General features: G+C 70.6%; 22 protein-coding genes. 11 read left to right on the forward strand and 11 right to left on the reverse strand.

What is annotated here, in order from left to right; all coding sequences use genetic code 11:
• Positions 1-9 precede the first annotated feature (9 nt).
• Genes ACFYZB_RS04470 through ACFYZB_RS04480 form a run of 3 tightly spaced genes read left to right on the forward strand, consistent with a single transcriptional unit; the run spans position 10 to position 3552 of the window.
• The gene (locus ACFYZB_RS04470; RefSeq protein WP_388754222.1) at positions 10-1335 is read left to right on the forward strand and encodes an ABC transporter substrate-binding protein; all 1326 of its coding nucleotides are present in this window, start codon (positions 10-12) and stop codon (positions 1333-1335) included.
• A gap of 11 nt (positions 1336-1346) precedes the next feature.
• Positions 1347-2702 carry a carbohydrate ABC transporter permease gene (locus ACFYZB_RS04475; RefSeq protein ID WP_388754224.1) on the forward strand — a complete coding sequence of 452 codons (1356 nt, stop codon included), beginning with the start codon at positions 1347-1349 and terminating at the stop codon, positions 2700-2702.
• A gap of 10 nt (positions 2703-2712) precedes the next feature.
• Positions 2713-3552: a carbohydrate ABC transporter permease gene (locus ACFYZB_RS04480; RefSeq protein WP_388754227.1), complete on the forward strand. Its 840-nt coding sequence runs from the start codon at positions 2713-2715 to the stop codon at positions 3550-3552.
• Between the two features lie 15 nt (positions 3553-3567).
• Here ACFYZB_RS04480 and ACFYZB_RS04485 read toward each other — a convergent pair whose 3' ends face one another.
• The 7 genes from ACFYZB_RS04485 to tkt form a co-directional block, all read right to left on the reverse strand.
• On the reverse strand, positions 3568-4044 hold the full coding sequence (locus ACFYZB_RS04485) for a hypothetical protein (RefSeq protein WP_388754230.1): 477 nt from the start codon (positions 4042-4044) through the stop codon (positions 3568-3570).
• Between the two features lie 26 nt (positions 4045-4070).
• The gene (locus tag ACFYZB_RS04490) at positions 4071-4565 is read right to left on the reverse strand and encodes a lamin tail domain-containing protein (protein WP_351209400.1); all 495 of its coding nucleotides are present in this window, start codon (positions 4563-4565) and stop codon (positions 4071-4073) included.
• Between the two features lie 131 nt (positions 4566-4696).
• On the reverse strand, positions 4697-5479 hold the full coding sequence (gene pgl / locus ACFYZB_RS04495; RefSeq protein ID WP_388754233.1) for a 6-phosphogluconolactonase: 783 nt from the start codon (positions 5477-5479) through the stop codon (positions 4697-4699).
• Entirely contained in the window at positions 5476-6537 is a 1062-nt protein-coding gene (opcA, locus tag ACFYZB_RS04500) for a glucose-6-phosphate dehydrogenase assembly protein OpcA (protein WP_388754237.1), read from the reverse strand. The genes pgl and opcA overlap by 4 nt, the downstream gene beginning before the upstream one ends.
• Positions 6534-8072, reverse strand: a complete 1539-nt coding sequence (zwf, locus tag ACFYZB_RS04505; RefSeq protein ID WP_351209403.1) for a glucose-6-phosphate dehydrogenase — start codon at positions 8070-8072, stop codon at positions 6534-6536. Before zwf ends, opcA begins: the two co-directional genes overlap by 4 nt.
• Before the next feature lies 1 nt (position 8073).
• A complete protein-coding gene (tal, locus tag ACFYZB_RS04510) occupies positions 8074-9192 on the reverse strand; it encodes a transaldolase (protein WP_388754239.1) in 1119 nt (372 codons plus the stop codon).
• A 33-nt stretch (positions 9193-9225) separates the two neighbouring features.
• Positions 9226-11313: a transketolase gene (gene tkt / locus ACFYZB_RS04515; RefSeq protein WP_388754242.1), complete on the reverse strand. Its 2088-nt coding sequence runs from the start codon at positions 11311-11313 to the stop codon at positions 9226-9228.
• A gap of 379 nt (positions 11314-11692) precedes the next feature.
• Here tkt and ACFYZB_RS04520 point away from each other — a divergent pair, with 379 nt between their 5' ends.
• From ACFYZB_RS04520 to ACFYZB_RS04535, 4 genes are all read left to right on the forward strand, one after another.
• Positions 11693-12649, forward strand: coding sequence for a heme o synthase (locus ACFYZB_RS04520; RefSeq protein ID WP_388754579.1), 957 nt, complete (start codon positions 11693-11695; stop codon positions 12647-12649).
• Between the two features lie 69 nt (positions 12650-12718).
• On the forward strand, positions 12719-13039 hold the full coding sequence (locus ACFYZB_RS04525; protein WP_388754244.1) for a hypothetical protein: 321 nt from the start codon (positions 12719-12721) through the stop codon (positions 13037-13039).
• 130 nt (positions 13040-13169) lie between these two features.
• The gene (locus tag ACFYZB_RS04530) at positions 13170-14276 is read left to right on the forward strand and encodes an amidohydrolase family protein (protein ID WP_388754247.1); all 1107 of its coding nucleotides are present in this window, start codon (positions 13170-13172) and stop codon (positions 14274-14276) included.
• Between the two features lie 18 nt (positions 14277-14294).
• Positions 14295-15035 (forward strand): nucleotidyltransferase, encoded by a 741-nt coding sequence (locus tag ACFYZB_RS04535; protein ID WP_388754250.1) that lies wholly within the window; start codon positions 14295-14297, stop codon positions 15033-15035.
• 1 nt (position 15036) lies between these two features.
• On the opposite strand, the gene ACFYZB_RS04540 is transcribed toward ACFYZB_RS04535, so the two are convergent.
• From ACFYZB_RS04540 to ACFYZB_RS04555, 4 genes are all read right to left on the reverse strand, one after another.
• The gene (locus ACFYZB_RS04540; RefSeq protein WP_388754582.1) at positions 15037-16047 is read right to left on the reverse strand and encodes a heme A synthase; all 1011 of its coding nucleotides are present in this window, start codon (positions 16045-16047) and stop codon (positions 15037-15039) included.
• A gap of 48 nt (positions 16048-16095) precedes the next feature.
• A complete protein-coding gene (locus ACFYZB_RS04545; RefSeq protein ID WP_351209410.1) occupies positions 16096-16869 on the reverse strand; it encodes an ABC transporter permease in 774 nt (257 codons plus the stop codon).
• 180 nt (positions 16870-17049) lie between these two features.
• Positions 17050-17976 carry an ABC transporter ATP-binding protein gene (locus ACFYZB_RS04550; protein ID WP_388754253.1) on the reverse strand — a complete coding sequence of 309 codons (927 nt, stop codon included), beginning with the start codon at positions 17974-17976 and terminating at the stop codon, positions 17050-17052.
• A gap of 31 nt (positions 17977-18007) precedes the next feature.
• Positions 18008-18823 (reverse strand): aminoglycoside N(3)-acetyltransferase, encoded by an 816-nt coding sequence (locus ACFYZB_RS04555; protein WP_388754255.1) that lies wholly within the window; start codon positions 18821-18823, stop codon positions 18008-18010.
• Between the two features lie 207 nt (positions 18824-19030).
• Here ACFYZB_RS04555 and ACFYZB_RS04560 point away from each other — a divergent pair, with 207 nt between their 5' ends.
• The 4 genes from ACFYZB_RS04560 to ACFYZB_RS04575 are packed head-to-tail and all read left to right on the forward strand — an operon-like array spanning position 19031 to position 22748.
• Positions 19031-19774: an ArsR family transcriptional regulator gene (locus ACFYZB_RS04560; RefSeq protein ID WP_351209413.1), complete on the forward strand. Its 744-nt coding sequence runs from the start codon at positions 19031-19033 to the stop codon at positions 19772-19774.
• Positions 19771-21192, forward strand: coding sequence for a Fe-S cluster assembly protein SufB (gene sufB / locus ACFYZB_RS04565; RefSeq protein WP_388754257.1), 1422 nt, complete (start codon positions 19771-19773; stop codon positions 21190-21192). Before ACFYZB_RS04560 ends, sufB begins: the two co-directional genes overlap by 4 nt.
• Positions 21193-21249: 57 nt before the next feature.
• Entirely contained in the window at positions 21250-22434 is a 1185-nt protein-coding gene (gene sufD, locus ACFYZB_RS04570; protein WP_351209415.1) for a Fe-S cluster assembly protein SufD, read from the forward strand.
• Positions 22431-22748, forward strand: a complete 318-nt coding sequence (locus tag ACFYZB_RS04575) for a non-heme iron oxygenase ferredoxin subunit (RefSeq protein ID WP_351209416.1) — start codon at positions 22431-22433, stop codon at positions 22746-22748. The genes sufD and ACFYZB_RS04575 overlap by 4 nt, the downstream gene beginning before the upstream one ends.
• Positions 22749-22752: the final 4 nt, after the last annotated feature.

The raw sequence follows: 22752 nt of genomic DNA on the forward strand, positions 1-22752 counted from the left end.
ACATCGACGATGATGCGACGACGTACCACCCTGCTCACGAGCTGCACCGCCCTCACTCTCGCCCTCGGCGCGACCGCCTGCGGCGGCGGCCCCGTCTCGGCCGGCGGCGGTGACAAGGCGCTCAGCGGCCAGACCGTCACCGTGGCCGGCGTCTGGACCGGCAGCGAACAGAAGAACTTCCAGAAGGTGCTGGACGCCTTCACCGCGAAGACCGGCGCCAAGACCCAGTTCGTCTCCACCGGCGACAACGTCTCCACGGTCGTCGGCAGCAAGATCGAGGGCGGCAACGCGCCCGACGTCGTGATGGTCCCGCAGGTCGGCGTCCTGGACCAGTTCGCCAAGAAGGGCTGGCTCAAGCCGCTGTCGCCGACGGCGCAGGCGACGATCAGCGCCGACTACGCGCCCGTGTGGAAGAAGTACGGCAGCGTCGACGGCACCCTGTACGGCCTGTACTTCAAGGCCGCCCACAAGTCGACCGTCTGGTACAGCCCCGACGCGCTCACCCAGGCCGGGGTCAAGCCGCCGAAGACGTACGACGAGATGCTGAAGGCCGGGCACACCGTCTCCGACTCCGGGCTCGCCGCCTTCTCCGTCGCCGGTGAGGACGGCTGGACCCTGACCGACTGGTTCGAGAACATCTACCTGTCCCAGGCCGGACCCGAGAAGTACGACGCCCTCGCCGCGCACAAGCTGAAGTGGACCGACGCGAGCGTGGTCAAGGCGCTGGGGACGCTCGGCAAACTGTTCAAGGACAAGCAGCTGATCGCGGGCGGCCAGAAGGAGGCCCTGAACACCGACTTCCCCAGCTCGGTGGAGAAGGTGTTCGGACCCAAGCCCGAGGCCGGCATGGTCTACGAGGGCGACTTCGTGGCCGGGGTCGCGCACGACCAGTTCGGCAAGGCCATCGGCAAGGACGCGAACTTCTTCCCGTTCCCGGCCGTCGACGGCGGCACGGCACCGGTCGTCAGCGGCGGTGACGCGGCGGTCGTCCTCAAGGACGGCAAGAACGCCAAGGCCGGCATGAAGCTCCTGGAGTACCTGGCCACCCCCGAGGCCGCTGCCGTGTGGGCGAAGGCGGGCGGCTTCCTTTCCCCGAACAAGAAGCTCGACCCCGCCTCCTACGGCGACGACGTCACCCGTGCCACCGCCAAGTCCCTGATCGACGCGGGCGACTCGGTCCGCTTCGACATGTCCGACCAGGCCCCCGCGGCCTTCGGCGGCACCAAGGGCGCCGGCGAGTGGAAGCTGCTCCAGGACTTCCTGCGCGACCCGTCCGACCCGAAGGGCACCGCGGCGAAGCTGGAAGCCGCGGCGGCCAAGGCCTACCAGGGCTGAGCGGCAGCACCATGACCGCCACCACTGTCGTGAAACAGCAGGCGGGCCCGCAGGCCGCCGCCGGCGCGGCGCGCGGGCGCCGCGGCCGGCGGCGCGCCCGGCTGATCGCCCTGCTCTTCGTCTTCCCCGCGCTGCTCCTGCTCGGCGCGCTCGTCGTCTACCCGGTGCTGTTCTCCGTCGGCCGCAGCTTCTTCGACGCCTCCGGCACCCGGTTCGTCGGCGGTGACAACTACACCGAGATGTTCCGCGACCCGGCCACCCTGAAGGCCATCCGCAACACCACCATCTGGGTCGTCGTGGCCCCGGCCCTGCTCACCGGGCTCGGCCTGATCCTCGCCGTCCTGGTCGAGAAGGTCCGCTGGGCGACCGCCTTCAAGCTCCTGCTGTTCATGCCGATGGCGGTGTCCTTCCTCGCCGCCGGCATCGTCTTCCGGCTCGCCTACGACGAGGACCCCAACAAGGGCGTGCTGAACGCGGCCGTGGTCTCCGTCCACGACGCCTTCGAGGGCACGTCGTCCTACCCGACGGCACGCGGCCGCCCGGGCCTGCTGACCCAGGACGGGGACGGCTCGTACCGCACGACCGCCGCCGCCGGCCACTCGGTGACGCTTCCGATGGTCGGCGTGCTGCCCAAGGACCTGCCCAAGGGGGCCGAGCCCGCTGCGGCGGCGGCCGCCCGCACGGCGGCACCCGGCGAGCTGCGCGGTGTCGTCTACCTGGACTTCACCCCGGGCGGGGGAGGCAGGCAGGGCAGGGTCGACCCGAAGGAGAGCGGACTGCCCGGCATGAAGGTCGAGGCGGTGCGCGACGGGCGAACGGCCGCGAGCGCGACCACCGCGGCCGACGGCTCCTTCCGCTTCACCGGGCTGCGCGCGGGCTCGTACACGGTGAAGCTCCCGGCGTCCAACTTCGCCCCGCCCTACCAGGGCGTCTCCTGGCTCGGCCCGGCCCTCGTCACCCCGGCCATCATCGGCGCCTACCTGTGGATCTGGACCGGCTTCGCGATGGTGCTGATCGGCGCGGGCCTCGCGACCCTGCCGCGGGACGCGCTGGAGGCGGCCCGGATGGACGGCGCGAACGAGTGGCAGATCTTCCGCCGGATCACGGTCCCGCTGCTGGCGCCCGTCCTCACCGTGGTCTTCGTGACCCTCGTCATCAACGTGATGAAGGTCTTCGACCTCGTCTACATCATCGCGCCCGGGCCGGTGCAGGAGGACGCCACGGTGCTCGCCACCCAGATGTGGCTCGTGTCCTTCGGCGGCGGCAACAACCAGGGCCTGGGCAGCGCGCTGGGCGTGCTGCTCCTGCTCCTGGTGATCCCGGCGATGGTCTTCAACGTCCGCCGCTTCCGCAACAGTCAACGATGAGGAGTCAGCGATGAACGCGATCAGGCGGGGCCTGGGCAACGGCCTGGTGCAGGCCTTCCTGGTGGTGATCGGCCTGGTCTGGCTGACCCCGCTCGCAGGCCTCTTCGTGTCCTCCCTGCGCTCGGCGCAGGACACCGCGAAGGGCGGCTGGTGGACGGCGTTCACCAGTCCCGGCCAGCTGTCCTTCGACAACTACGCGGCGCTGCTGAAGAACTCCGGCATGACGCAGGCCTTCTGGAACACGGTGCTGATCTCGGTGCCGGCCACGACGCTCGTCGTGGTCATCGCCGCCCTCGCCGGATACGCCTTCGCCTGGCTGGACTTCCCGCTGCGCGAGCCCCTCTTCCTGCTGGTGGTGGCCCTGTTGGTGGTGCCGGTGCAGATCGGTCTGCTGCCGGTGGCCAAGCTCTTCGGCGCGCTGGGCCTGTTCGGCACGATCCCCGGGGTCGTCCTCTTCCACGTGGCGTACGGGCTGCCGTTCGCGGTGTTCCTGCTCCGCAACTACTTCGCGGAGATGCCGAAGGAGATGCTGGAGGCGGCGCGGATGGACGGCGGCAGCGAGTGGCGCATCTTCACCCGCCTGGTCCTGCCCGTGGGCCGGCCCGCGATCGCCTCGCTCGCCATCTTCCAGTTCCTCTGGGTCTGGAACGACATGCTGGTCGCCCTCCTCTTCGCCGACAGCTCCTCCCAGCCGCTGACCGTGGAACTCCAGTCCCAGATCCGGCAGTTCGGCAGCAACATCGACGTCCTGGCCCCGGGCGCCTTCCTGTCCCTGATCGTGCCGGTGGTGGTGTTCTTCGCCTTCCAGCGGCACTTCGTCCAGGGCGTGATGGCGGGCTCGGTCAAGTGACCGAGCCCGCCGGTCTCACGCGTACGTCCAGCGCCAGGCGCTGCCGCTGTAGGAGCACGTGATCGTCGTGCCGGCCGCGTCGGTGGTCGTCGCCCCGTGGTCGCCGCCGCGGCAGAACTGGCCCGCCCGGTAGCAGTTGCCCGCGTTGGAGACGATGGAGCAGGTGCCGCTGCCGCTGCTGCCGGTGTCGTCACTGCGCACGGTGCCGGAGGCGGCCTTGGTGACGGTGACGGTCGGTCCGGGCGTGCGGACGGTCCTGGTCCTGGTGACCGTCGGCGCCGGTTCCGGAGGCGCGCTCTCGGTGGCCGTCGCGGTGACGGTCACGGTCGGTCGCGCCGCCGGTGTCGCCTTCGCGGCCGCCTCGTCGTGCGCCGACTGGGTTCCGCCGATGGCACCCGCGGCGAACAGGGCGATCGCGGCGGCCCACACGCGCTTGCGCCGGTGCAGCGGACGGGTGTCGGCCGGTCGGGGCGGGGTGTTGTACGGATTCACGGTCATCCTCCCGGAACGGCGCGGCGTCAGCCGTGGAAGGTGATGTAGCCGTTGCCGTCCCGGTCGTCGCGGGACTTGGTGTAGGCGTGGGTGTCCGCGTGGGCGCCGGACGGCTTGAACAGGTAGATGGTGTCCCTGTCGTTGTTCCACATGAAGTTGCAGTTCTGGCGGTAGACGACGTTGTTCGCGTCCGAGTCGGTGCCGTGGCCGCCGCGCAGCTTCACGTAGTCGCCGGGCTCGAGGTAGTGGTTCGAGGGGAACGTGAACCGGTTCCCGGCGGCGTCCTTGACGACGTAGCCCTTGAGGTTGACGGTCGTGCTGCGGGAGTAGTTCTTGATCGTCAGGTACTCGTCCCGGGTGTTGCCCGTACGGCAGTTGTTGGAGTCCCGTCCCGGCGCGTCGTACTGGACGCCCTTGATCTTCAGGGCGGAGGAGTACTCGGTGGCCTGGGCCGGAGCCGTGATGACGACGGTGAGCGTGCCGGCCGTGACGGCGGTGGCCAGCGCGAAGCGTATACGCATGAGGTCCCCCCTCAGTGGTGCGGTGTACAGCGCCAGGAGCTTACACAGAAGTTGAGCATTGCACGGATATTTCGTGCAGAAAATGTGAAGCCCGGTTGCTGGTCGAGGGGGGACCTCAGTGGTTCACCGGTTCACGGCGAAGCCGGCGGATACAGCGACCTCGGCAGCTGCGAGGCCGCCGCCGAGTCCAGCAGCCACAGGGTGCGCGAGCGGCCGTGCGCCCCTGCCGCCGGGGCCTGGATCTCGCCCGCGCCCGACAGGGCGATGGCCGCGGCCTCCGCCTTGTCCTCACCGGCCGCGAGGAGCCAGACCTCGCGGGCCGAGCGGATCGCCGGGAGGGTGAGCGAGATCCGGGTCGGCGGGGGCTTGGGGGCACCGTGGACGCCGATCACCGTGCGTTCCGTCTCCCGGACGCCGGGGTGCTCCGGGAACAGGGAGGCCACGTGGGTGTCCGGGCCGACGCCCAGCATCAGGACGTCGAAGGTGGGCACCGAACCGTGGTTCTCGGGGCCGGCCGTCTTCGCCAGCTCCGCGGCGTACGCTTCCGCCGCCGCGTCGACGTCCTTGCCGTACGGGCCGTCGGAGGCGGGCATGGCGTGCACGCGCTCCGGGGCCAGCGGGACCGAGTCGAGCAGGGCCGCGCGAGCCTGCGTGACATTGCGCTCGGGGTCGCCCTCGGGGAGGTAGCGCTCGTCCCCCCACCACAGGTCCAGACGCGCCCAGTCGATGGCGTCCCGGGCCGGGGCCGCCGCCAGCGCGGCCAGCAGGCCGTTGCCGTTGCGGCCGCCCGTGAGGACCACGGACGCGGTGCCCCGGGAGGCCTGCGCGTCCACGATCTTCGTGATCAGGCGGGCCGCGGCGGCCTGCGCCATCAGTTCCTTGTCGCGGTGGACGACCAGCTGCGGAGTGCTCACTTCGCCGCCGCCTTCCTCGCCGGTGCCTTCTTCGCGGCCTTGGCGGCCGCCTTCTTCGCGGGCGCCTTGGCCGCTTCCTCCACGGGCTCCGGCCCGGCCGCCGGCCCGCTCGCCGCCGGCTGCTGTTCCGGAACCGTGTTCAGCCGCTCCACGCCGTAGCGCAGCGCCGACGCGTAGGTGTCGTCCGGGTCGAGCCGGCGCAGCTCCTCCGCGATCAGCTCGGCGGTCTCCCGCCGCTTCAGCGCCACCGCGCGGGCCGGCTGGCCCTCGATGGACAGCGTGGCCAGCGTGCCGTCCGCGCGGTCGAGGACGATCGGACCGCAGCTCGTGTCCATGCGGACCGCGGTGAGACCCGGGCCGCCCGACAGCGACCGCTTCACGGGCACCTCCAGCCGGTCCGCGAGCCACATCGCCAGCAGCTCGCAGCTCGGGTTGAACTCCTCGCCCTCCACCTCGACGCCGGTCACCTCACAGGTGACCTGGTCCAGGGCCGCCGCGAGCATCGAGCGCCACGGCGTGATCCGGGTCCAGGACAGGTCGGTGTCGCCGGGCGTGTAGGCCGCGGCGCGGGCGGACAGCTCCCGCACCGGCTGCTCGGCGGCATAGGTGTCGGTGACCCGGCGCTGGGCGAGCGCGCCCAGCGGGTCCTGTGCCGGGTCCAGCGGGGCGTTCACCGGCCACCACACGACCACCGGCGCGTCCGGCAGCAGCAGCGGCAGCACCACCGAGTCGGCGTGCTCGACGACCTCGCCGTACAGCCGCAGTACGACCGTCTCGCCGGTGCCCGCGTCCGCGCCCACCCGCACCTCGGCGTCGAGACGCGAGGACGTGCGGTCGCGCGGGGTGCGGGAGACCCGCTTGATGACCACCAGCGTGCGCGAGGGGTGCTCGCGCGAGGCGTCGTTGGCGGCCTTCAGCGCGTCGTAGGCGTTCTCCTCGTCGGTGACGATGACGAGGGTCAGGACCATGCCGACGGCGGGGGTGCCGATGGCCCGGCGGCCCTGCACGAGCGCCTTGTTGATGTCGCCGGCGGTGGTGTCGGTCAGGTCTATCTTCATGGCCGGCGCCAGCTCCGTCCGTCTCGTGCGAGCATCTCGTCCGCCTCGGCGGGGCCCCAGGTGCCCGACTTGTACTGCGCGGGCCTGCCGTGCTTGTCCCAGTACTGCTCGATCGGGTCGAGGATCTTCCAGGACAGCTCGACCTCCTCCGTGCGCGGGAAGAGGTTGGCGTCGCCGAGCAGCACGTCCAGGATCAGGCGCTCGTACGCCTCCGGGCTGGACTCCGTGAAGGACTCGCCGTAGGCGAAGTCCATGGAGACGTCCCGGATCTCCATCGAGGTGCCCGGCACCTTCGAGCCGAACCGGACCGTGACGCCCTCGTCCGGCTGGACGCGGATCACGATCGCGTTCTGGCCCAGTTCCTCCGTCGCCGTGGTGTCGAAGGGGGAGTGCGGGGCCCGCTGGAAGACGACGGCGATCTCGGTGACCCGGCGCCCCAGCCGCTTGCCGGTGCGCAGGTAGAAGGGGACGCCCGCCCAGCGGCGGTTGTCGATCTCCAGCTTGATCGCCGCGTAGGTGTCGGTCTTCGACTTCGGGTCGATGCCCTCCTCTTCGAGGTAGCCGGTGACCTTCTCGCCGCCCTGCCAGCCGGCCGCGTACTGCCCGCGCACGGTGCTGCGGCCCAGGTCCTTGGGCAGCCGTACCGCGCCGAGCACCTTCTCCTTCTCCGCGGCCAGCGCGTCGGCGTCGAAGGAGGCGGGCTCCTCCATGGCGGTCAGCGCCATGAGCTGGAGCAGGTGGTTCTGGATGACGTCACGGGCGGCGCCGATGCCGTCGTAGTAGCCGGCCCGGCCGCCGATGCCGATGTCCTCGGCCATGGTGATCTGCACGTGGTCCACGAAGGACCGGTTCCAGATCGGCTCGAACATCGTGTTGGCGAAGCGCAGCGCCAGGATGTTCTGGACGGTCTCCTTGCCGAGGTAGTGGTCGATCCGGAACACCTGGTCCGACGAGAACACCTCGTGCACGACCTTGTTCAGCTCCTCGGCCGACTTCAGGTCGTGGCCGAACGGCTTCTCGATGACCGCGCGCCGCCAGGAACCGCCCGACTGCTCGGCGAGACCGTGCTTCTTCAGCTGCTGGATGACCACCGGGAAGGAGCGCGGCGGCACCGACAGGTAGAAGGCGAAGTTGCCGCCCGTTCCCTGGGCCTTGTCCAGCTCCTCGATGGTGGAGCGCAGCCGCTCGAACGCGTCGTCGTCGTCGAAGGTGCCCTGGACGAAGCGCATCCCCTGGATGAGCTGCTGCCAGACCTCCTCGCGGAACGGCGTACGGGCGTGCGCCTTGACGGCGTCGTGGACCTCCTGCGCGAAGTCCTCGTTCGCCCACTCGCGGCGGGCGAAGCCCACCAGCGAGAAGCCCGGCGGCAGCAGACCCCGGTTGGCGAGGTCGTACACCGCGGGCATCAGCTTCTTGCGGGACAGGTCGCCCGTGACCCCGAAGATGACCAGGCCCGACGGCCCCGCGATGCGCGGGAGCCGTCGGTCGGCCGGGTCACGAAGCGGGTTCGCTCCGGAACCGGAAAGGGGTGACAACTCAGCCCTCCGAAGGGGCGAGGCGCTCGAGCTCCGCCTGGGTGGACTTCAGCAGGTCGATCCAGGACGCCTCGAACTTCTCGACGCCCTCGTCCTCCAGCACCTGCACGACGTCGTCGTACGAGATGCCGAGCTTCTCCAGCGCGTCGAGGTCGGCACGCGCCTGCTCGTAGGTGCCGGCGACGGTGTCGCCGCTGATCTCGCCGTGGTCCTCGGTGGCCTCCAGCGTGGCCTCCGGCATGGTGTTGACCGTGTTCGGGGCGACCAGCTCGGTGACGTACAGGGTGTCCGGGTAGGCCGGGTCCTTCACGCCGGTCGACGCCCACAGCGGACGCTGCTTGTTGGCGCCCGCGTTCTCCAGCGCGCTCCAGCGCTCGGTGGAGAAGACCTCCTCGTACGCCTGGTAGGCCAGGCGCGCGTTGGCGACGGCGGCTTTGCCGCGCAGCGCCTTGGCCTCGTCGGTGCCGATGCCGTCCAGGCGCTTGTCGATCTCGGTGTCCACGCGGGACACGAAGAAGGACGCCACGGAGTGGATCAGCGAGAGGTCCAGGCCGCGCTCCTTGGCCTTCTCCAGGCCGGAGAGGTAGGCGTCCATGACCGCCCGGTAGCGCTCCAGGGAGAAGATCAGGGTGACGTTGACGCTGATGCCGAGGCCGATCGTCTCGGTGATCGCCGGCAGACCCGCCTGGGTGGCCGGGATCTTGATCAGCGTGTTGGGGCGGTCCACCAGCCACGCCAGCTGCTTGGCCTCGGCGACGGTGGCCCTGGTGTTGTGCGCGAGGCGCGGGTCGACCTCGATGGAGACCCGGCCGTCCTTGCCGCCGGTGGCGTCGTAGACCGGGCGCAGGATGTCGGCGGCGTCGCGGACGTCCGCCGTGGTGATCATGCGGATGGCCTCTTCGACGGTGACCTTGCGGGCCGCGAGGTCGGTGACCTGCTGCTCGTAGCCGTCGCCGCCGCTGATCGCCTTCTGGAAGATCGTCGGGTTGGTGGTGACGCCCACGACGTGCTGCTGGTCGATCAGCTCGGCGAGGTTGCCGGACGTGATCCGCTTGCGCGACAGGTCGTCCAGCCAGATCGCGACGCCTTCCTCGGAGAGGCGCTTGAGTGCGTCTGTCATGGAATTACATCTCCTACGTGTCGTATATGAGCGTCAGCGCTGGGCGGCGGCGAGGGATTCCCGGGCCTTGGCGGCCACGTTCTCGGCAGTGAAGCCGAACTCCCGGAAGAGCACCTTGCCATCGGCGGAAGCACCGAAGTGCTCCAGGGAAACGATGCGGCCGGCGTCCCCGACGTACCGGTACCAGGTCAGCCCGATGCCCGCCTCCACGGCCACACGGGCCCGGACGGACGGCGGGAGCACGGAGTCCCGGTACCCCTGGTCCTGCTCCTCGAACCACTCGACCGACGGCATCGACACGACCCGCGTCGGAACGCCCTCGGCCTGCAGCTGCTCACGCGCCTCCACGGCCACGTGCACCTCGGAACCGGTGGCGATCAGGATCACCTGCGGCTCGCCGCCCTCGGCCTCGAACAGGACATAGCCACCCTTGGCCGCGTCCTCGTTGGGCTCGTAGGCCGGCACGCCCTGGCGGGTGAGCGCCAGACCGTGCGGCTGGCCCTTGCCGAACTCCTTGGTGTACCGCTTGAGGATCTCGCGCCAGGCGATCGCGGTCTCGTTGGCGTCCGCCGGGCGCACGATGTTCAGGCCGGGGATGGCGCGCAGCGAGGCCAGGTGCTCGACCGGCTGGTGGGTGGGGCCGTCCTCGCCGAGGCCGATGGAGTCGTGCGTCCACACGTAGGTCACCGGCAGGTGCATCAGGGCCGACAGGCGCACCGCGTTGCGCATGTAGTCGGAGAAGACGAGGAACGTACCGCCGTAGACACGGGTGTTGCCGTGCAGCGCGATGCCGTTCATCTCGGCGCCCATCGAGTGCTCGCGGATGCCGAAGTGGATCGTGCGGCCGTACGGGTCGGCCTCCGGCAGCGGGTTGCCCTCGGGAAGGAAGGAGCTGTCCTTGTCGATGGTCGTGTTGTTCGACCCGGCGAGGTCGGCGGAGCCGCCCCACAGCTCGGGGATCACCGCGCCGAGCGCCTGCAGCACCTTGCCGGAGGCGGCACGCGTCGCCACACCCTTGCCCGGCTCGAAGACCGGGATCTTCTCCTCCCAGCCGGTGGGGAGCTCGCCCCGGCTGATGCGGTCGAACTCGGCGGCACGCTCGGGGTTGGCGTCCCGCCACTGCTGCAGGGACTTCTCCCACTCGGCCTTCGCCTGCGCGCCGCGCTCCAGCGCCTGCCGGGTGTGGGCGATCACCTCGTCCTCGACGGCGAAGTGCTGCTCCGGGTCGAAGCCCAGGACGCGCTTGGTGGCCGCGACCTCCTCCTCGCCCAGCGCCGAGCCGTGCGCGGCCTCGGTGTTCTGGGCGTTCGGGGCCGGCCAGGCGATGATCGAGCGCATGGCGATGAAGGAGGGCCGGTCGGTGACCGCCTTGGCCTTCTCGATCGCGGCGAAGATCGCCTGCGGGTCCAGGTCGCCGTTGTCCTGGGCCTCCACGCGCTGCACGTGCCAGCCGTAGGCCTCGTAGCGCTTGACGGTGTCCTCGGAGACGGCGGTCTCGGTGTCGCCCTCGATCGAGATGTGGTTGTCGTCCCACAGCAGGATCAGGTTGCCGAGCTTCTGGTGACCGGCCAGCGAGGAGGCCTCGGCGGAGATGCCCTCCTGCAGACAGCCGTCACCGGCGATGCAGTAGACGAAGTGGTCGAAGGGGGACTCGCCGACCGGCGCCTGAGGGTCGAACAGGCCGCGCTCGTAGCGGGCGGCCATCGCCATGCCCACCGCGTTGGCGACGCCCTGGCCGAGCGGACCGGTCGTGGTCTCGACACCCTTGGTGTGCCCGTACTCCGGGTGGCCCGGGGTCTTCGAACCCCAGGTGCGGAAGGACTCCAGGTCCTGCAGCTCCAGACCGAAGCCGGCCAGGTAGAGCTGGGTGTAGAGGGTCAGGGACGAGTGGCCGGCGGACAGCACGAAGCGGTCGCGCCCGACCCACTCCGGGTCGGCCGGGTCGTGCCGCATCACCTTCTGGAAGAGGGTGTAGGCGGCCGGGGCCAGGCTCATCGCCGTACCGGGATGGCCGTTGCCGACCTTCTGTACGGCGTCGGCGGCCAGGACACGGGCGGTGTCCACGGCCCGCTGGTCCAGCTCGGTCCACTCAAGGTCTGTGGTGGTCGGCTTGGTGCTCACCCTGGGTCAGGGCTCCTCTCCACATGTCGGTCGCCGGTCTGCGGGGCATGCGCCCACCCGGCCGCCGGCGTGCTTCTGCCCGCCGGCCGCTGCCGAGCCTACCCCTGTGAGGACGTGCATTTTTTCGAGTGTTTCCAGACTGCCGGGAGTCCATTGGATCCGCCTCCCGACTGGCCGAACGCGCCATTTGGCACATGAATACGGAGGTGGTCATCTGAGCGCTCAATCGAGTGCCAGGTCCCCTCTTATGGGGCGTGCGCCAACACGACCCCACCCCCGCGAAGGGCGGGGTATGGGCAACGTCTAAAGTGGCGTGGTACGCGCGAGCCCTTTACCCCGAGTTCACACGGGGAGGCTCGCTGGGATGTCTCTGTCAGGGGTGTGCGTGACGGCCGTCGAATCCCGTCCAGCGGGCTCGCTCGGTGCTGCGAGCCAGGGCCCGGTTCACCGGCCGTTCGGGGCCCGTGTCAAGGCGTTCGTGGCGCTGACCAAGCCGCGGATCATCGAGCTGCTGCTGATCACCACCGTTCCGGTGATGTTCCTGGCGCAGCAGGGCGTGCCCGACCTCGGGCTGGTCCTGCTGACCTGCGTCGGCGGCTACCTCTCGGCGGGCGGCGCCAACGCGCTGAACATGTACATCGACCGGGACATCGACGCCCTGATGGACCGCACCTCGCAGCGGCCGCTGGTGACCGGCATGGTCAGCCCGCGCGAGTGCCTGGTCTTCGGCATCAGCCTGGCCGTCGTCTCGACGCTCCTGTTCGGCCTCACCGTGAACTGGCTGTCCGCCTGGCTCTCGCTCGGCGCACTCCTCTTCTACGTCGTCGTCTACACGATGATCCTCAAGCGGCGTACGTCGCAGAACATCGTGTGGGGTGGCATCGCGGGCTGCATGCCCGTGCTCATCGGCTGGTCGGCCGTGACGAACTCGCTCTCCTGGGCGCCCGTCATCCTGTTCATGGTGATCTTCTTCTGGACCCCGCCGCACTACTGGCCGCTGTCCATGAAGGTGAAGGACGACTACGCGCGCGTGGGCGTGCCGATGCTCCCGGTCATCGCCTCCAACAAGGTCGTCGCCCGGCAGATCGTCATCTACAGCTGGGTGATGGTCGCCGTCTCCCTGCTCCTCACCCCGCTCGGCTACACCGGCTGGTTCTACACGGCCGTCGCGCTGGCTGCCGGCGGCTGGTGGCTGTGGGAGGCCCACGCGCTGCAGAACCGGGCCAAGGCCGAGGTCACGGGCGTGAAGCTGAAGGAGATGCGGCTGTTCCACTGGTCGATCACCTATGTGTCGCTGCTGTTCGTGGCGATCGCCGTGGACCCGTTCCTGCACTGACACCCATCGGGCGCAGGTCACAGAGCCCCGCTCTCGCCAGCCGATCTACCCGCGAGTAGCATCCTGGCCATGGCAGACACGCAGCAGGTTGACGCGCGGGCCGAGCGCAAGGTGTCCCGGCTCGCCCACCAGATCAGCGCTTTCGCGAAGGCCCACGGCGGCGCCGAGGGCCAGGTGGCCCACATCGGCGAGCGCGGCGCCCGCATCGTCCTCGTCGGCGAGGACGGCGGCTGGGGCGACCTGGTGGCACCGAGCACCGAGATCGCCGAGAAGGCCGTCGAGAAGTCCGGCATCACCGTCCACGAGTCCTTCGACGGCGAGTTCGCGGCGAAGGTGACGACGGGTGCGTACGAGTGGAAAAGGATGGCCGGCATTCAGATCGGGGGTTGATCAGCGCCCCGGAGGGGCGCGGGCACTGCGCGACCGCCGACGAATCCGCAGTCCCGAGCTGAACCGCGACCTCGAACCCCGTTCACCCGTTAGGACGTGTAAGACAGCACGCGTCCAACGGGGAGCCCGGATGATCGAAACGCCGTCCCTCGTGGACCAGTACTGCCACGGAGTACTCCGCACAGAGCTGGGCCTCGGCACCTTCGAGGCCCAGCTGGCCCGCACCGAGGGCCCGCCCGCGCCCGGCACGACCCTCTTCGACACCCAGACGGGATTCGCGGTACGGCGCTGGTGCCCGCCCCTGCTCGGCCTGGAGCCGCACTGCACGCCCGCCCGCTATCTGGCCCGGCGCCGGGAACTGGGCGTCCTGGAGGCGGGCCGCAGGCTGCTGCGCGGCAGCGGCATCACCACCTACCTCGTCGACACCGGCCTGCCCGGCGACCTCACCGGACCCGCCGAGCTGGCCTCCGCCGGTTCCGCCCAGGCCCACGAGATCGTCCGGCTCGAACAGCTCGCAGAGCAGGTCGCCGACACCTCCGGCACCGTCGAGTCCTTCCTCGCCAACCTCGCCGAGTCGGTGCACGCCGCCGCCGCGCACGCGGTCGCCTTCACCTCGGTCGCGGGGCTGGGACACGGCCTGGCACTCGCGCCCGAGCCGCCGGGGCCGGGCGAGGTGCGGGGCGCGGCGGGCCGCTGGCTGGCCGGGCGGCGGGTCGGCGGGCCGCTCACCGACCCCGTGCTGCTGCGGCACCTGCTCTGGATCGCCGTGGCCTCGGGCCGCCCGCTCCAGCTGCACGCCGGGCTCGGCGAGCCGGGCACCCGCATCGACCGTACCGACCCCGTGCTGCTCACCGACTTCGTGCGGGCCACGGCCGGCCTCGGCACCGATCTGATCCTGCTGCACGGCTACCCGTACCACCGCCACGCCGCCCACCTGGCCGGCGTCTTCCCGCACGTCTACGCCGACTCCGGGGCCGCGCTCGTCCGCACCGGCGCCCGCGCGGCCACCGTCCTCGCCGAGATCCTGGAGCTGGCCCCCTTCGGCAAGATCCTCTTCTCCAGCGGTGCCCACGGCCTGCCCGAGCTGCACGTCGTGGGTGCCCGGCTGTTCCGCGAGGCCCTGGGCCGGGTCCTGGGCACCTGGGTCGCCGAGGGCGCCTGGTCCCTGGAGGACGCCCAGCGGGTGGCCCGGATGGTCGCGGCGGACAACGCGCGCCGGGTGTACGGACTCGGCTGAACTGTCCAGACTGGGCGGATGCCGACCACATCGTTACTCGATCGATTCCTCGACGGGCTCACGCCGCTGCGGCCGCGCGCCGTGTGGGCGCACGGCTCCCTCGCCGGCGGTGACTACCAGGAGGGCCGGAGCGACCTCGACCTGATCGCCGTACTGCCGGGGCCGGTCGGCCTCGGGACCGTACGGCGGGTGGTGGCCCTGCACCGGAGGCTGCGCACGGTGCCGCTCGCCGCGAAACTCCACTGCAGCTATCTCACCCCGGCCGGCCTGGACGACCCGGACCGCTCCCATCTCACCTGGGCGCACGGCCAGGTGATGCGCCGCCCGGTCACCCCCGTCACCCGGCGGGAGCTGCACGACTTCGGGCGGGTGCTGCACGGGGAACCGCCGGCCGGACTGCTCCCGGCGGTGCCGGAGCGGCAGCTGAACGACTTCGTCGTACGGGACCAACGGGACTACTGGCGGCCGGCGGTGGACAAGGCCCGGCTGTGGCGGCAGGACGTGTGGGTGGACCTGGGCCTGCTGACCTTCGCGCGCGCCACCGTGACCCTGCGCGACGGACGGCTGATCTCGAAGCGAGAGGCGCTGGACGAGCTGGTGCCACTCGGCGCGCCCGCCGAGCTCGTCGCGGACATCACACGCCGCCGCTACGACGACCATCCCGCCCCGGCCGCCGAGGACTGGCTCACCCGCCGCGCCGAACTGACCCGCGCTTACCTCGCCCCGGCGATCGACACGCTGGTCACCACCTACGGGTGACTCACGCGCGCGTGCCCACCGGCACCTCGGCCGAGGGACCGGGCAGGTCCAGGCCGGCCTCCGGGCGTTCGCGGAGCGCCAGCAGGACACGCAGGACGCCGATCCACACGAGGCAGGATCCGAACATGTGCAGGCCGACCAGCAGCTCGGGCAGGTGGGTGAAGTACTGCACGTAACCGATCACACCCTGGCCGAGCAGGATCAGGAACAGCTCACGCGTGCGCGCGAGCGGCCCCTTGGGCGCGTCCACCGCCTTCAGCACGAACCACAGCGCGAACGTCAGCGTCACCACGATCCAGGCGAGCACCGCGTGCAGCTTGGCCACCGTCTCCCAGTCGATGGGGATCCGCTTGACCTCGCTGGAGTCACCCGCGTGCGGCCCGGCCCCGGTCACCACCGTGCCGACCGCGATGAGCAGCAGGGACGCGGCCACCAGGAACCACACCAGCTGCTGCACGGCCCCCCCGACCAGCGGGCGGGGCGCGCCGTCGCCCTCGCGGGTGCGCTGCCACATCACCGCGGCGACGGTGGTCAGGGCCGTGGCGAGCAGGAAGTGGGCCGCCACGGTGTACGGGTTGAGGCCCACGAGCACGACGATGCCGCCGAGGATCGCGTTGCCCATCACCAGCCAGAACTGCGCCCAGCCCAGCCGGGTCAGGCTGCGCCGGTACGGCTTCTCGGAGCGGGCGGCGATGATCGCCCAGCCGACCGCCGCGCACAGCACGTACGTCAGCATCCGGTTGCCGAACTCGATCGCGCTGTGGTAGCTCAGCGCGGTCGTCGGCGTCAGCGAGCCGTCGGTGCACTCCGGCCAGGTCGGGCAGCCGAGGCCGGAGCCGGTCAGACGTACGGCGCCACCGGTGACGACGATGACCACCGACATCACGAGCGCGGCGAGGGCCGCCCGCTGGACCGTCCGGGGGGTCGGGGTCCAGCGTTCGGCGATGAAGGCGAGCGGGTTGCGCAGCGCCGCTGCGGCGTCGGCGGGGTTCAGCTTGGGCACGCCCACCATCGTAGGCCGCCGCTTGTGCACGCTTTCACGAGGGTCCACCGTGACGCCTCACTCCCAGCGGAAGAACTTCCCGGCCGCGGCCAGGCCGACGACGGCCCACACGGCGAGGATCCCCAGGTCGCCCCACGGCATCCCGGCTCCGTGCTGGAGCACGCCCCGCAGGCCGTCCGACAGCGCGGAGATGGGCAGCAGGCCGAGGACGTGCCGGCCGGCCGAGCCGAACTTGTCCAGCGGCACGATCACCCCGCCGCCGACGAGCAGCAGCAGGAACACCAGGTTGGCGGCGGCCAGGGTCGCCTCCGCCTTCAGCGTGCCGGCCATCAGCAGGCCCAGGCCGGAGAAGGCGGCCGTACCGAGGATCAGCAGGAGCAGGACGGCGGCGGGGTTGCCGTGCGGGGACCAGCCCAGCGCGAAGGCGATCGCCGTCAGCAGGATCACCTGAAGGACCTCCGTGACCAGCACGGACGCCGTCTTCGAGGTCATCAGGCCCCAGCGGGGCAGCGGTGAGGAGGCGAGCCGCTTGAGCACGCCGTAGCGGCGCTCGAAGCCGGTGGCGATGGCCTGCCCGGTGAACGCCGTCGACATCACGGCGAGCGCCAGGATGCCCGGGGCGAGGAAGTCGACGGCCTTGCCCTTGCCGGTGTCCACGATGTCCACCGAGCTGAAGAGCACCAGCAGCAGGGTCGGGATGACCACGGTCAGCAGCAGCTGCTCGCCGTTGCGCAGCAGCATCTTCGTCTCCAGCGCCGCCTGCGCCGCGATCATGCGGGGGAGCGGCGCCGCACCCGGCTTCGGGGCGTAGGTACCCGTGGCGGTGGTCATGAGCGCAACTCCTTGCCGGTCAGCTCCAGGCTGTGTCCTCCCGGGGGCCGACCCCCGGACCCCCGGCCGATCTCCGTGCGGGCCGGAATCATGAGCGCAACTCCTTGCCGGTCAGCTCCAGGCTGTGTCCTCCCGGGGGCCGACCCCCGGACCCCCGGCCGATCTCCGTGCGGGCCGGAATCATGAGCGCAACTCCTTGCCGGTCAGCTCCAGAAAAACGTCCTCCAGCGTGTGCCGTTCCACCGAGATCCGGTTCGGCATCACTCCGTGCTGGGCGCACCAGGAGGTCACGGTGGCCAGCAGCTGCGGGTCGACCTTGCCGACGACCCGGTACGCGCCCGGGGTGAGCTCGGCGGCCGTGCAGTCGGCCGGGAGGGCCTTCAGCAGGGAGCCCACGTCGAGGCCGGGGCGGCCGGTGAAGCGCAGGGTGTTCTCGGCGCCGCCCTTGCACAGCTCCTCCGGGGAGCCCTGGGCGATGACCCGGCCGCCGTCGATGATCGCCACGTCGTCGGCGAGCTGCTCGGCCTCTTCCATGTAGTGGGTGGTGAGGATCACCGAGACGCCGTCCGCGCGCAGGTCCTTCACCAGGTCCCAGGTGGCCCGGCGGGCCTGCGGGTCCAGGCCGGCCGTCGGCTCGTCCAGGAAGACCAGTTCCGGGCGCCCGACGACGGCCATGGCGAGTGCGAGGCGCTGCTGCTGGCCGCCGGACAGCCGCCGGTAGGAGGTCCGGCCGCAGCTGTCCAGGCCCAGCCGCTCGATCAGGGCGTCCACGTCCAGCGGGTGCGCGTGCAGCTTCGCGACATGCCGGAGCATCTCGTCGGCCCGGGCGCCCGAGTACACGCCGCCGGACTGGAGCATCACACCGATACGGGGGCGCAACTCGGCGGACTGCCGCACGGGGTCGAGGCCCAGGACGCGCACCGTGCCGGAATCCGGCTTCCGGTACCCCTCGCAGGTCTCGACCGTCGTCGTCTTCCCCGCCCCGTTGGGACCGAGGACGGCGGTCACGCCCGCCCCGGCCACCACCAGGTCGAGGCCGTCCACCGCGGTCTTCGTGCCGTACCGCTTCACCAGGGCCCGGACCTGGACGACAGGCTCACTTCGCATGGGTCCAGAGTCTAGGGAGACCGCTTGCCGCTCAGGCGCGGGGGTCGCGAATCTCCTCCTCGCGGGGCCGGTGCAGCGGCAGCCACCGCTCGGCGTAGGCCACGGCGTCCGTCACCGGGAACAGCCGTGCGTCGGCCGCGCCCACCTTCCCGCGTACGACCGGCCGGTCCCGCTCGAAGTCGTGGCCCAGCTCGTCGAACCGGTCGGAGGTGATCGACACCTCCCTCACCGTCTCCCAGCCGCCGCCCGGCGCGGGCCGTCCGACGTCGACCAGGGGAGCGGGTATCCGGTACTCGGCGAGGTGGAAGGCGGTGCAGGCGTCGTAGCCCGCGCCGAGCAGCAGGACCCGGGCGCCCAGCCGCTCCAGCCGTGCCAGCGGGCTGCGCTCACCCAGTCGGCAGTCCGGGGCGTGGCCGTCGGTGATCTCCCGCGCCTGTGGACCGAGCGCCGCGAACGAGGTGTGCGGGTGCGCGCTGCGCAGGGCGCCCGGCCAGGTCCGTACCGTCTCCGGGATCACGCCGACCCCGCGGGTGGGGGTGATCAGCGGGTCGTACGGCGGCATGGTGGCCCGGATCCGGTCCCACCACTCCCGGGGCACGGGCGGCCTGCCCCACAGCGCGGGGTCGGACAGGTGGGCCGACTGGGCGGGGACGACGAGCGTGCCCGAGGGGCCGAGGGCGTCGAGGAGTCCCTGGACGACCGCGACCGGGCCCCCGTTGACCCAGCCGAGCGAGCTGAGCGAGGAGTGGACGAGCAGGATCTCGCCGGTCTCGACACCCAGTAGGCGGAGCTGCGTGGCGAGGGTGTCCCGGGTGACGAGAGGGCCGGTCGGAGGGGGTGTCGGCATGGTTCGGGAGTCTTCCGGACGGGGTCGCCGCGCGCCACCGAATTGCCTGCTCAGGGCCTGCCCAGGGCCCGCTCGGGGGTCGTGCCGAATGATCGATCAAAGATCGTTTCCGCAGGTCGGATTAGGTATGCCTAAGTGACGCAGGGCACCGCTCGATGATCCGGACGGCGCTTGTCAGGCTCCGAGGAATTACGCAACAATGGCGTTGTGAAAAACGTCGGCGAGGCTCGGGAGACCCCCCTGGGGGCCCCACAGGAGGAACTCGCGACCGGTGAGCGCTCCACGCGCAACCGTGTCGCGCGCTCCATCCTGGACCACGGCCCGTCGACCGTCGCCGAACTCGCCGGCCGGCTGGGACTGACCCAGGCGGCCGTGCGGCGCCACCTGGACGCCCTGGTCGCCGACGACGTCGTGGCGGCCCGCGAACAGCGGGTGTACGGCACGCGCACGCGTGGCCGCCCCGCGAAGGTCTTCGCGCTGACCGACTGCGGCCGGGACGCCTTCGACCAGTCGTACGACAAGCTCGCCGCGGACGCGCTCCGCTGGATCGCCGAGCGCGAGGGCGGCCCCGAGGCGGTCGCCGCCTTCGCCCGTGCCCGGATCGCCGCCCAGGCGAGCGCGTACCGCAAGGCGATCGAGGCGGTCACGCCGGACAAGCGGGCCGAAGCACTGGCCAAGGCCTTGAGCGCCGACGGGTACGCTGCTACGGCGCGCAGCGCACCGGTCGGCGAGCAGCTGTGCCAGCACCACTGCCCGGTCGCCCATGTCGCGGAGCAGTTTCCGCAGCTGTGCGAGGCGGAGACGGAGATCTTCGCCGAGCTGCTGGGTACCCACGTCCAGCGACTGGCGACCATCGCGCACGGCGACGGCGTCTGCACGACGTTCATCCCCAAGATTTCCAAGACCAGCGACAACGCACCTGCAAGCACGGCCGGGAGGAACCCCGCATGACTCTCCCCACGGAGACTGCCCACCCTGAGCTCGAGGGCCTGGGCAAGTACGAATACGGCTGGGCCGACTCCGACGTGGCCGGTGCCTCCGCCAGGCGCGGCCTGAACGAGGAGGTCGTCCGCGACATCTCCGGCAAGAAGTCGGAGCCGGAGTGGATGACCAAGCTGCGCCTGAAGGGCCTGAAGCTCTTCGACAAGAAGCCGATGCCGAACTGGGGCTCCGACCTCTCGGGCATCGACTTCGACAACATCAAGTACTTCGTGCGCTCCACGGAGAAGCAGGCGGAGTCCTGGGAGGACCTGCCCGAGGACATCAAGAACACGTACGACAAGCTCGGCATCCCGGAGGCGGAGAAGCAGCGCCTCGTCGCCGGTGTCGCGGCCCAGTACGAGTCGGAGGTCGTCTACCACCAGATCCGCGAGGACCTGGAGGAGCAGGGCGTCATCTTCCTCGACACCGACACCGCACTGAAGGAGCACCCGGAGCTCTTCAAGGAGTACTTCGGGACCGTCATCCCCGCCGGTGACAACAAGTTCGCGGCCCTGAACACCGCCGTGTGGTCCGGCGGCTCGTTCATCTACGTGCCGAAGGGCGTGCACGTCGAGATCCCGCTGCAGGCCTACTTCCGCATCAACACGGAGAACATGGGCCAGTTCGAGCGGACCCTGATCATCGTCGACGAGGGTGCCTACGTGCACTACGTCGAGGGCTGTACGGCCCCGATCTACAAGAGCGACTCCCTGCACAGCGCGGTCGTCGAGATCATCGTCAAGAAGAACGCCCGCTGCCGCTACACGACCATCCAGAACTGGTCGAACAACGTCTACAACCTGGTCACCAAGCGCGCCGTGGCCTACGAGGGCGCGACCATGGAGTGGATCGACGGCAACATCGGCTCCAAGGTGACGATGAAGTACCCCGCCGTCTACCTGATGGGCGAGCACGCCAAGGGCGAGACCCTGTCCATCGCCTTCGCGGGCGAGGGCCAGCACCAGGACGCCGGCGCCAAGATGGTCCACATGGCGCCGAACACCTCGTCCAACATCGTGTCGAAGTCGGTCGCGCGCGGTGGTGGCCGTACCTCCTACCGCGGTCTGATCGAGATCGGCGAGGGCGCCGCCGGGTCGAAGTCCAACGTGCTGTGCGACGCGCTGCTGGTCGACACCGTCTCCCGCTCGGACACGTACCCGTACGTCGACGTCCGCGAGGACGACGTGTCCATGGGCCACGAGGCCACCGTCTCCAAGGTCTCCGAGGACCAGCTCTTCTACCTGATGAGCCGCGGCCTCTCCGAGGACGAGGCGATGGCGATGATCGTGCGCGGCTTCGTCGAGCCGATCGCCAAGGAACTGCCCATGGAGTACGCGCTGGAGCTCAACCGGCTGATCGAGCTGCAGATGGAGGGCGCGGTCGGTTAGGACCCGCCCCCATCGCCGGCAAGACGTCTTACTCAGAAAGAGAGCACTACGACAGCCATGGCTGAGGCCCAGAACATCCCGGTGGGTTCCACCACCGCCGGCTCGATCGCGGTCGCCGCGGAGTCGACCGTCGTCTCGCGCATGAGCGCGCCCCCGTCCTTCGACGTGGCGGACTTCCCGGTCCCGCACGGTCGCGAGGAGGAGTGGCGGTTCACCCCGCTGGAGCGCCTGCGCGGGCTGCACGACGGCACCGCCGTCGCGAACGGCGACGGTGTGAAGGTCGATGTCCAGGCCCCCGAGGGCGTCACCGTCGAGACCGTCGGCCGTGACGACGCCCGGCTCGGCAGGGCGGGCACCCCGGTGGACCGCATCGCCGCGCAGGCGTACTCCGCCTTCGAGCGGGCCGGCGTGGTGACCGTCCCGAAGGAGACCGTCCTCGCCGAGCCGATCCGTATCGCCGTGCACGGCCAGGGCGGCACCGCCTTCGGCCACCAGGTGATCGAGCTGGGCGCCTTCGCCGAGGCGGTCGTGGTCATCGACCACACCGGTGACGCGGTGCTCGCCGCCAACGTCGACTACGTCCTGGGTGACGGCGCCAAGCTGACCGTCGTCTCGGTCCAGGACTGGGACGACAAGGCCGTCCACGTCGCCCAGCACAACGCGCTGGTCGGCCGCGACGCCTCCTTCAAGTCCGTGGTGGTGACCTTCGGCGGCGACGTGGTCCGCCTGCACCCGCGCGTGGAGTACGCCGGCCCCGGCGGCGAGGCCGAGCTGTTCGGCCTGTACTTCACCGACGCCGGCCAGCACCAGGAGCACCGCCTGCTGGTCACCCACAACACCCCGCACTGCAAGTCGAACGTCGTCTACAAGGGCGCGCTCCAGGGCGACGACGCGCACGCGGTCTGGATCGGCGACGTGCTCATCGAGGCCGAGGCCGAGGGCACGGACACCTACGAGATGAACCGCAACCTGGTCCTCACGGACGGCGCGCGCGTCGACTCGGTGCCGAACCTGGAGATCGAGACCGGCGAGATCGTCGGTGCCGGCCACGCCTCCGCCACCGGCCGCTTCGACGACGAGCAGCTCTTCTACCTGATGGCCCGCGGCATCCCGGAGCACGAGGCGCGCCGCCTGGTGGTCCGCGGCTTCTTCGCCGAACTGGTCCAGCAGATCGGTGTCGCCGACATCGAGGAGCGCCTGCTCGCCAAGATCGAGGAGGAGCTGGAGGCTTCGGTCGCATGACCTTCGTACGCGCCTGCGGGCTGAGCGAGCTGGAGGAGGACACCCCGAAGCGGGTGGAACTCGACGGCACGCCTGTCTCGGTCGTGAAGACCGAGGGCGAGGTGTTCGCGATCTACGACATCTGCTCCCACGCGAACGTCTCGCTCTCCGAGGGCGAGGTGGAGGACTGCCAGATCGAGTGCTGGCTGCACGGTTCCTCCTTCGACCTGCGCACCGGCAAGCCGTCCGGCCTCCCGGCCACGCGCCCCGTCCCCGTATACCCCGTAAAGATCGAAGGGGACGACGTTCTCGTCTCCGTCACCCAGGAGTCCTGAGGCA

Origin of the sequence: Streptomyces sp. NPDC001852, assembly GCF_042891825.1 — a bacterium.
Classification (GTDB): domain Bacteria; phylum Actinomycetota; class Actinomycetes; order Streptomycetales; family Streptomycetaceae; genus Streptomyces.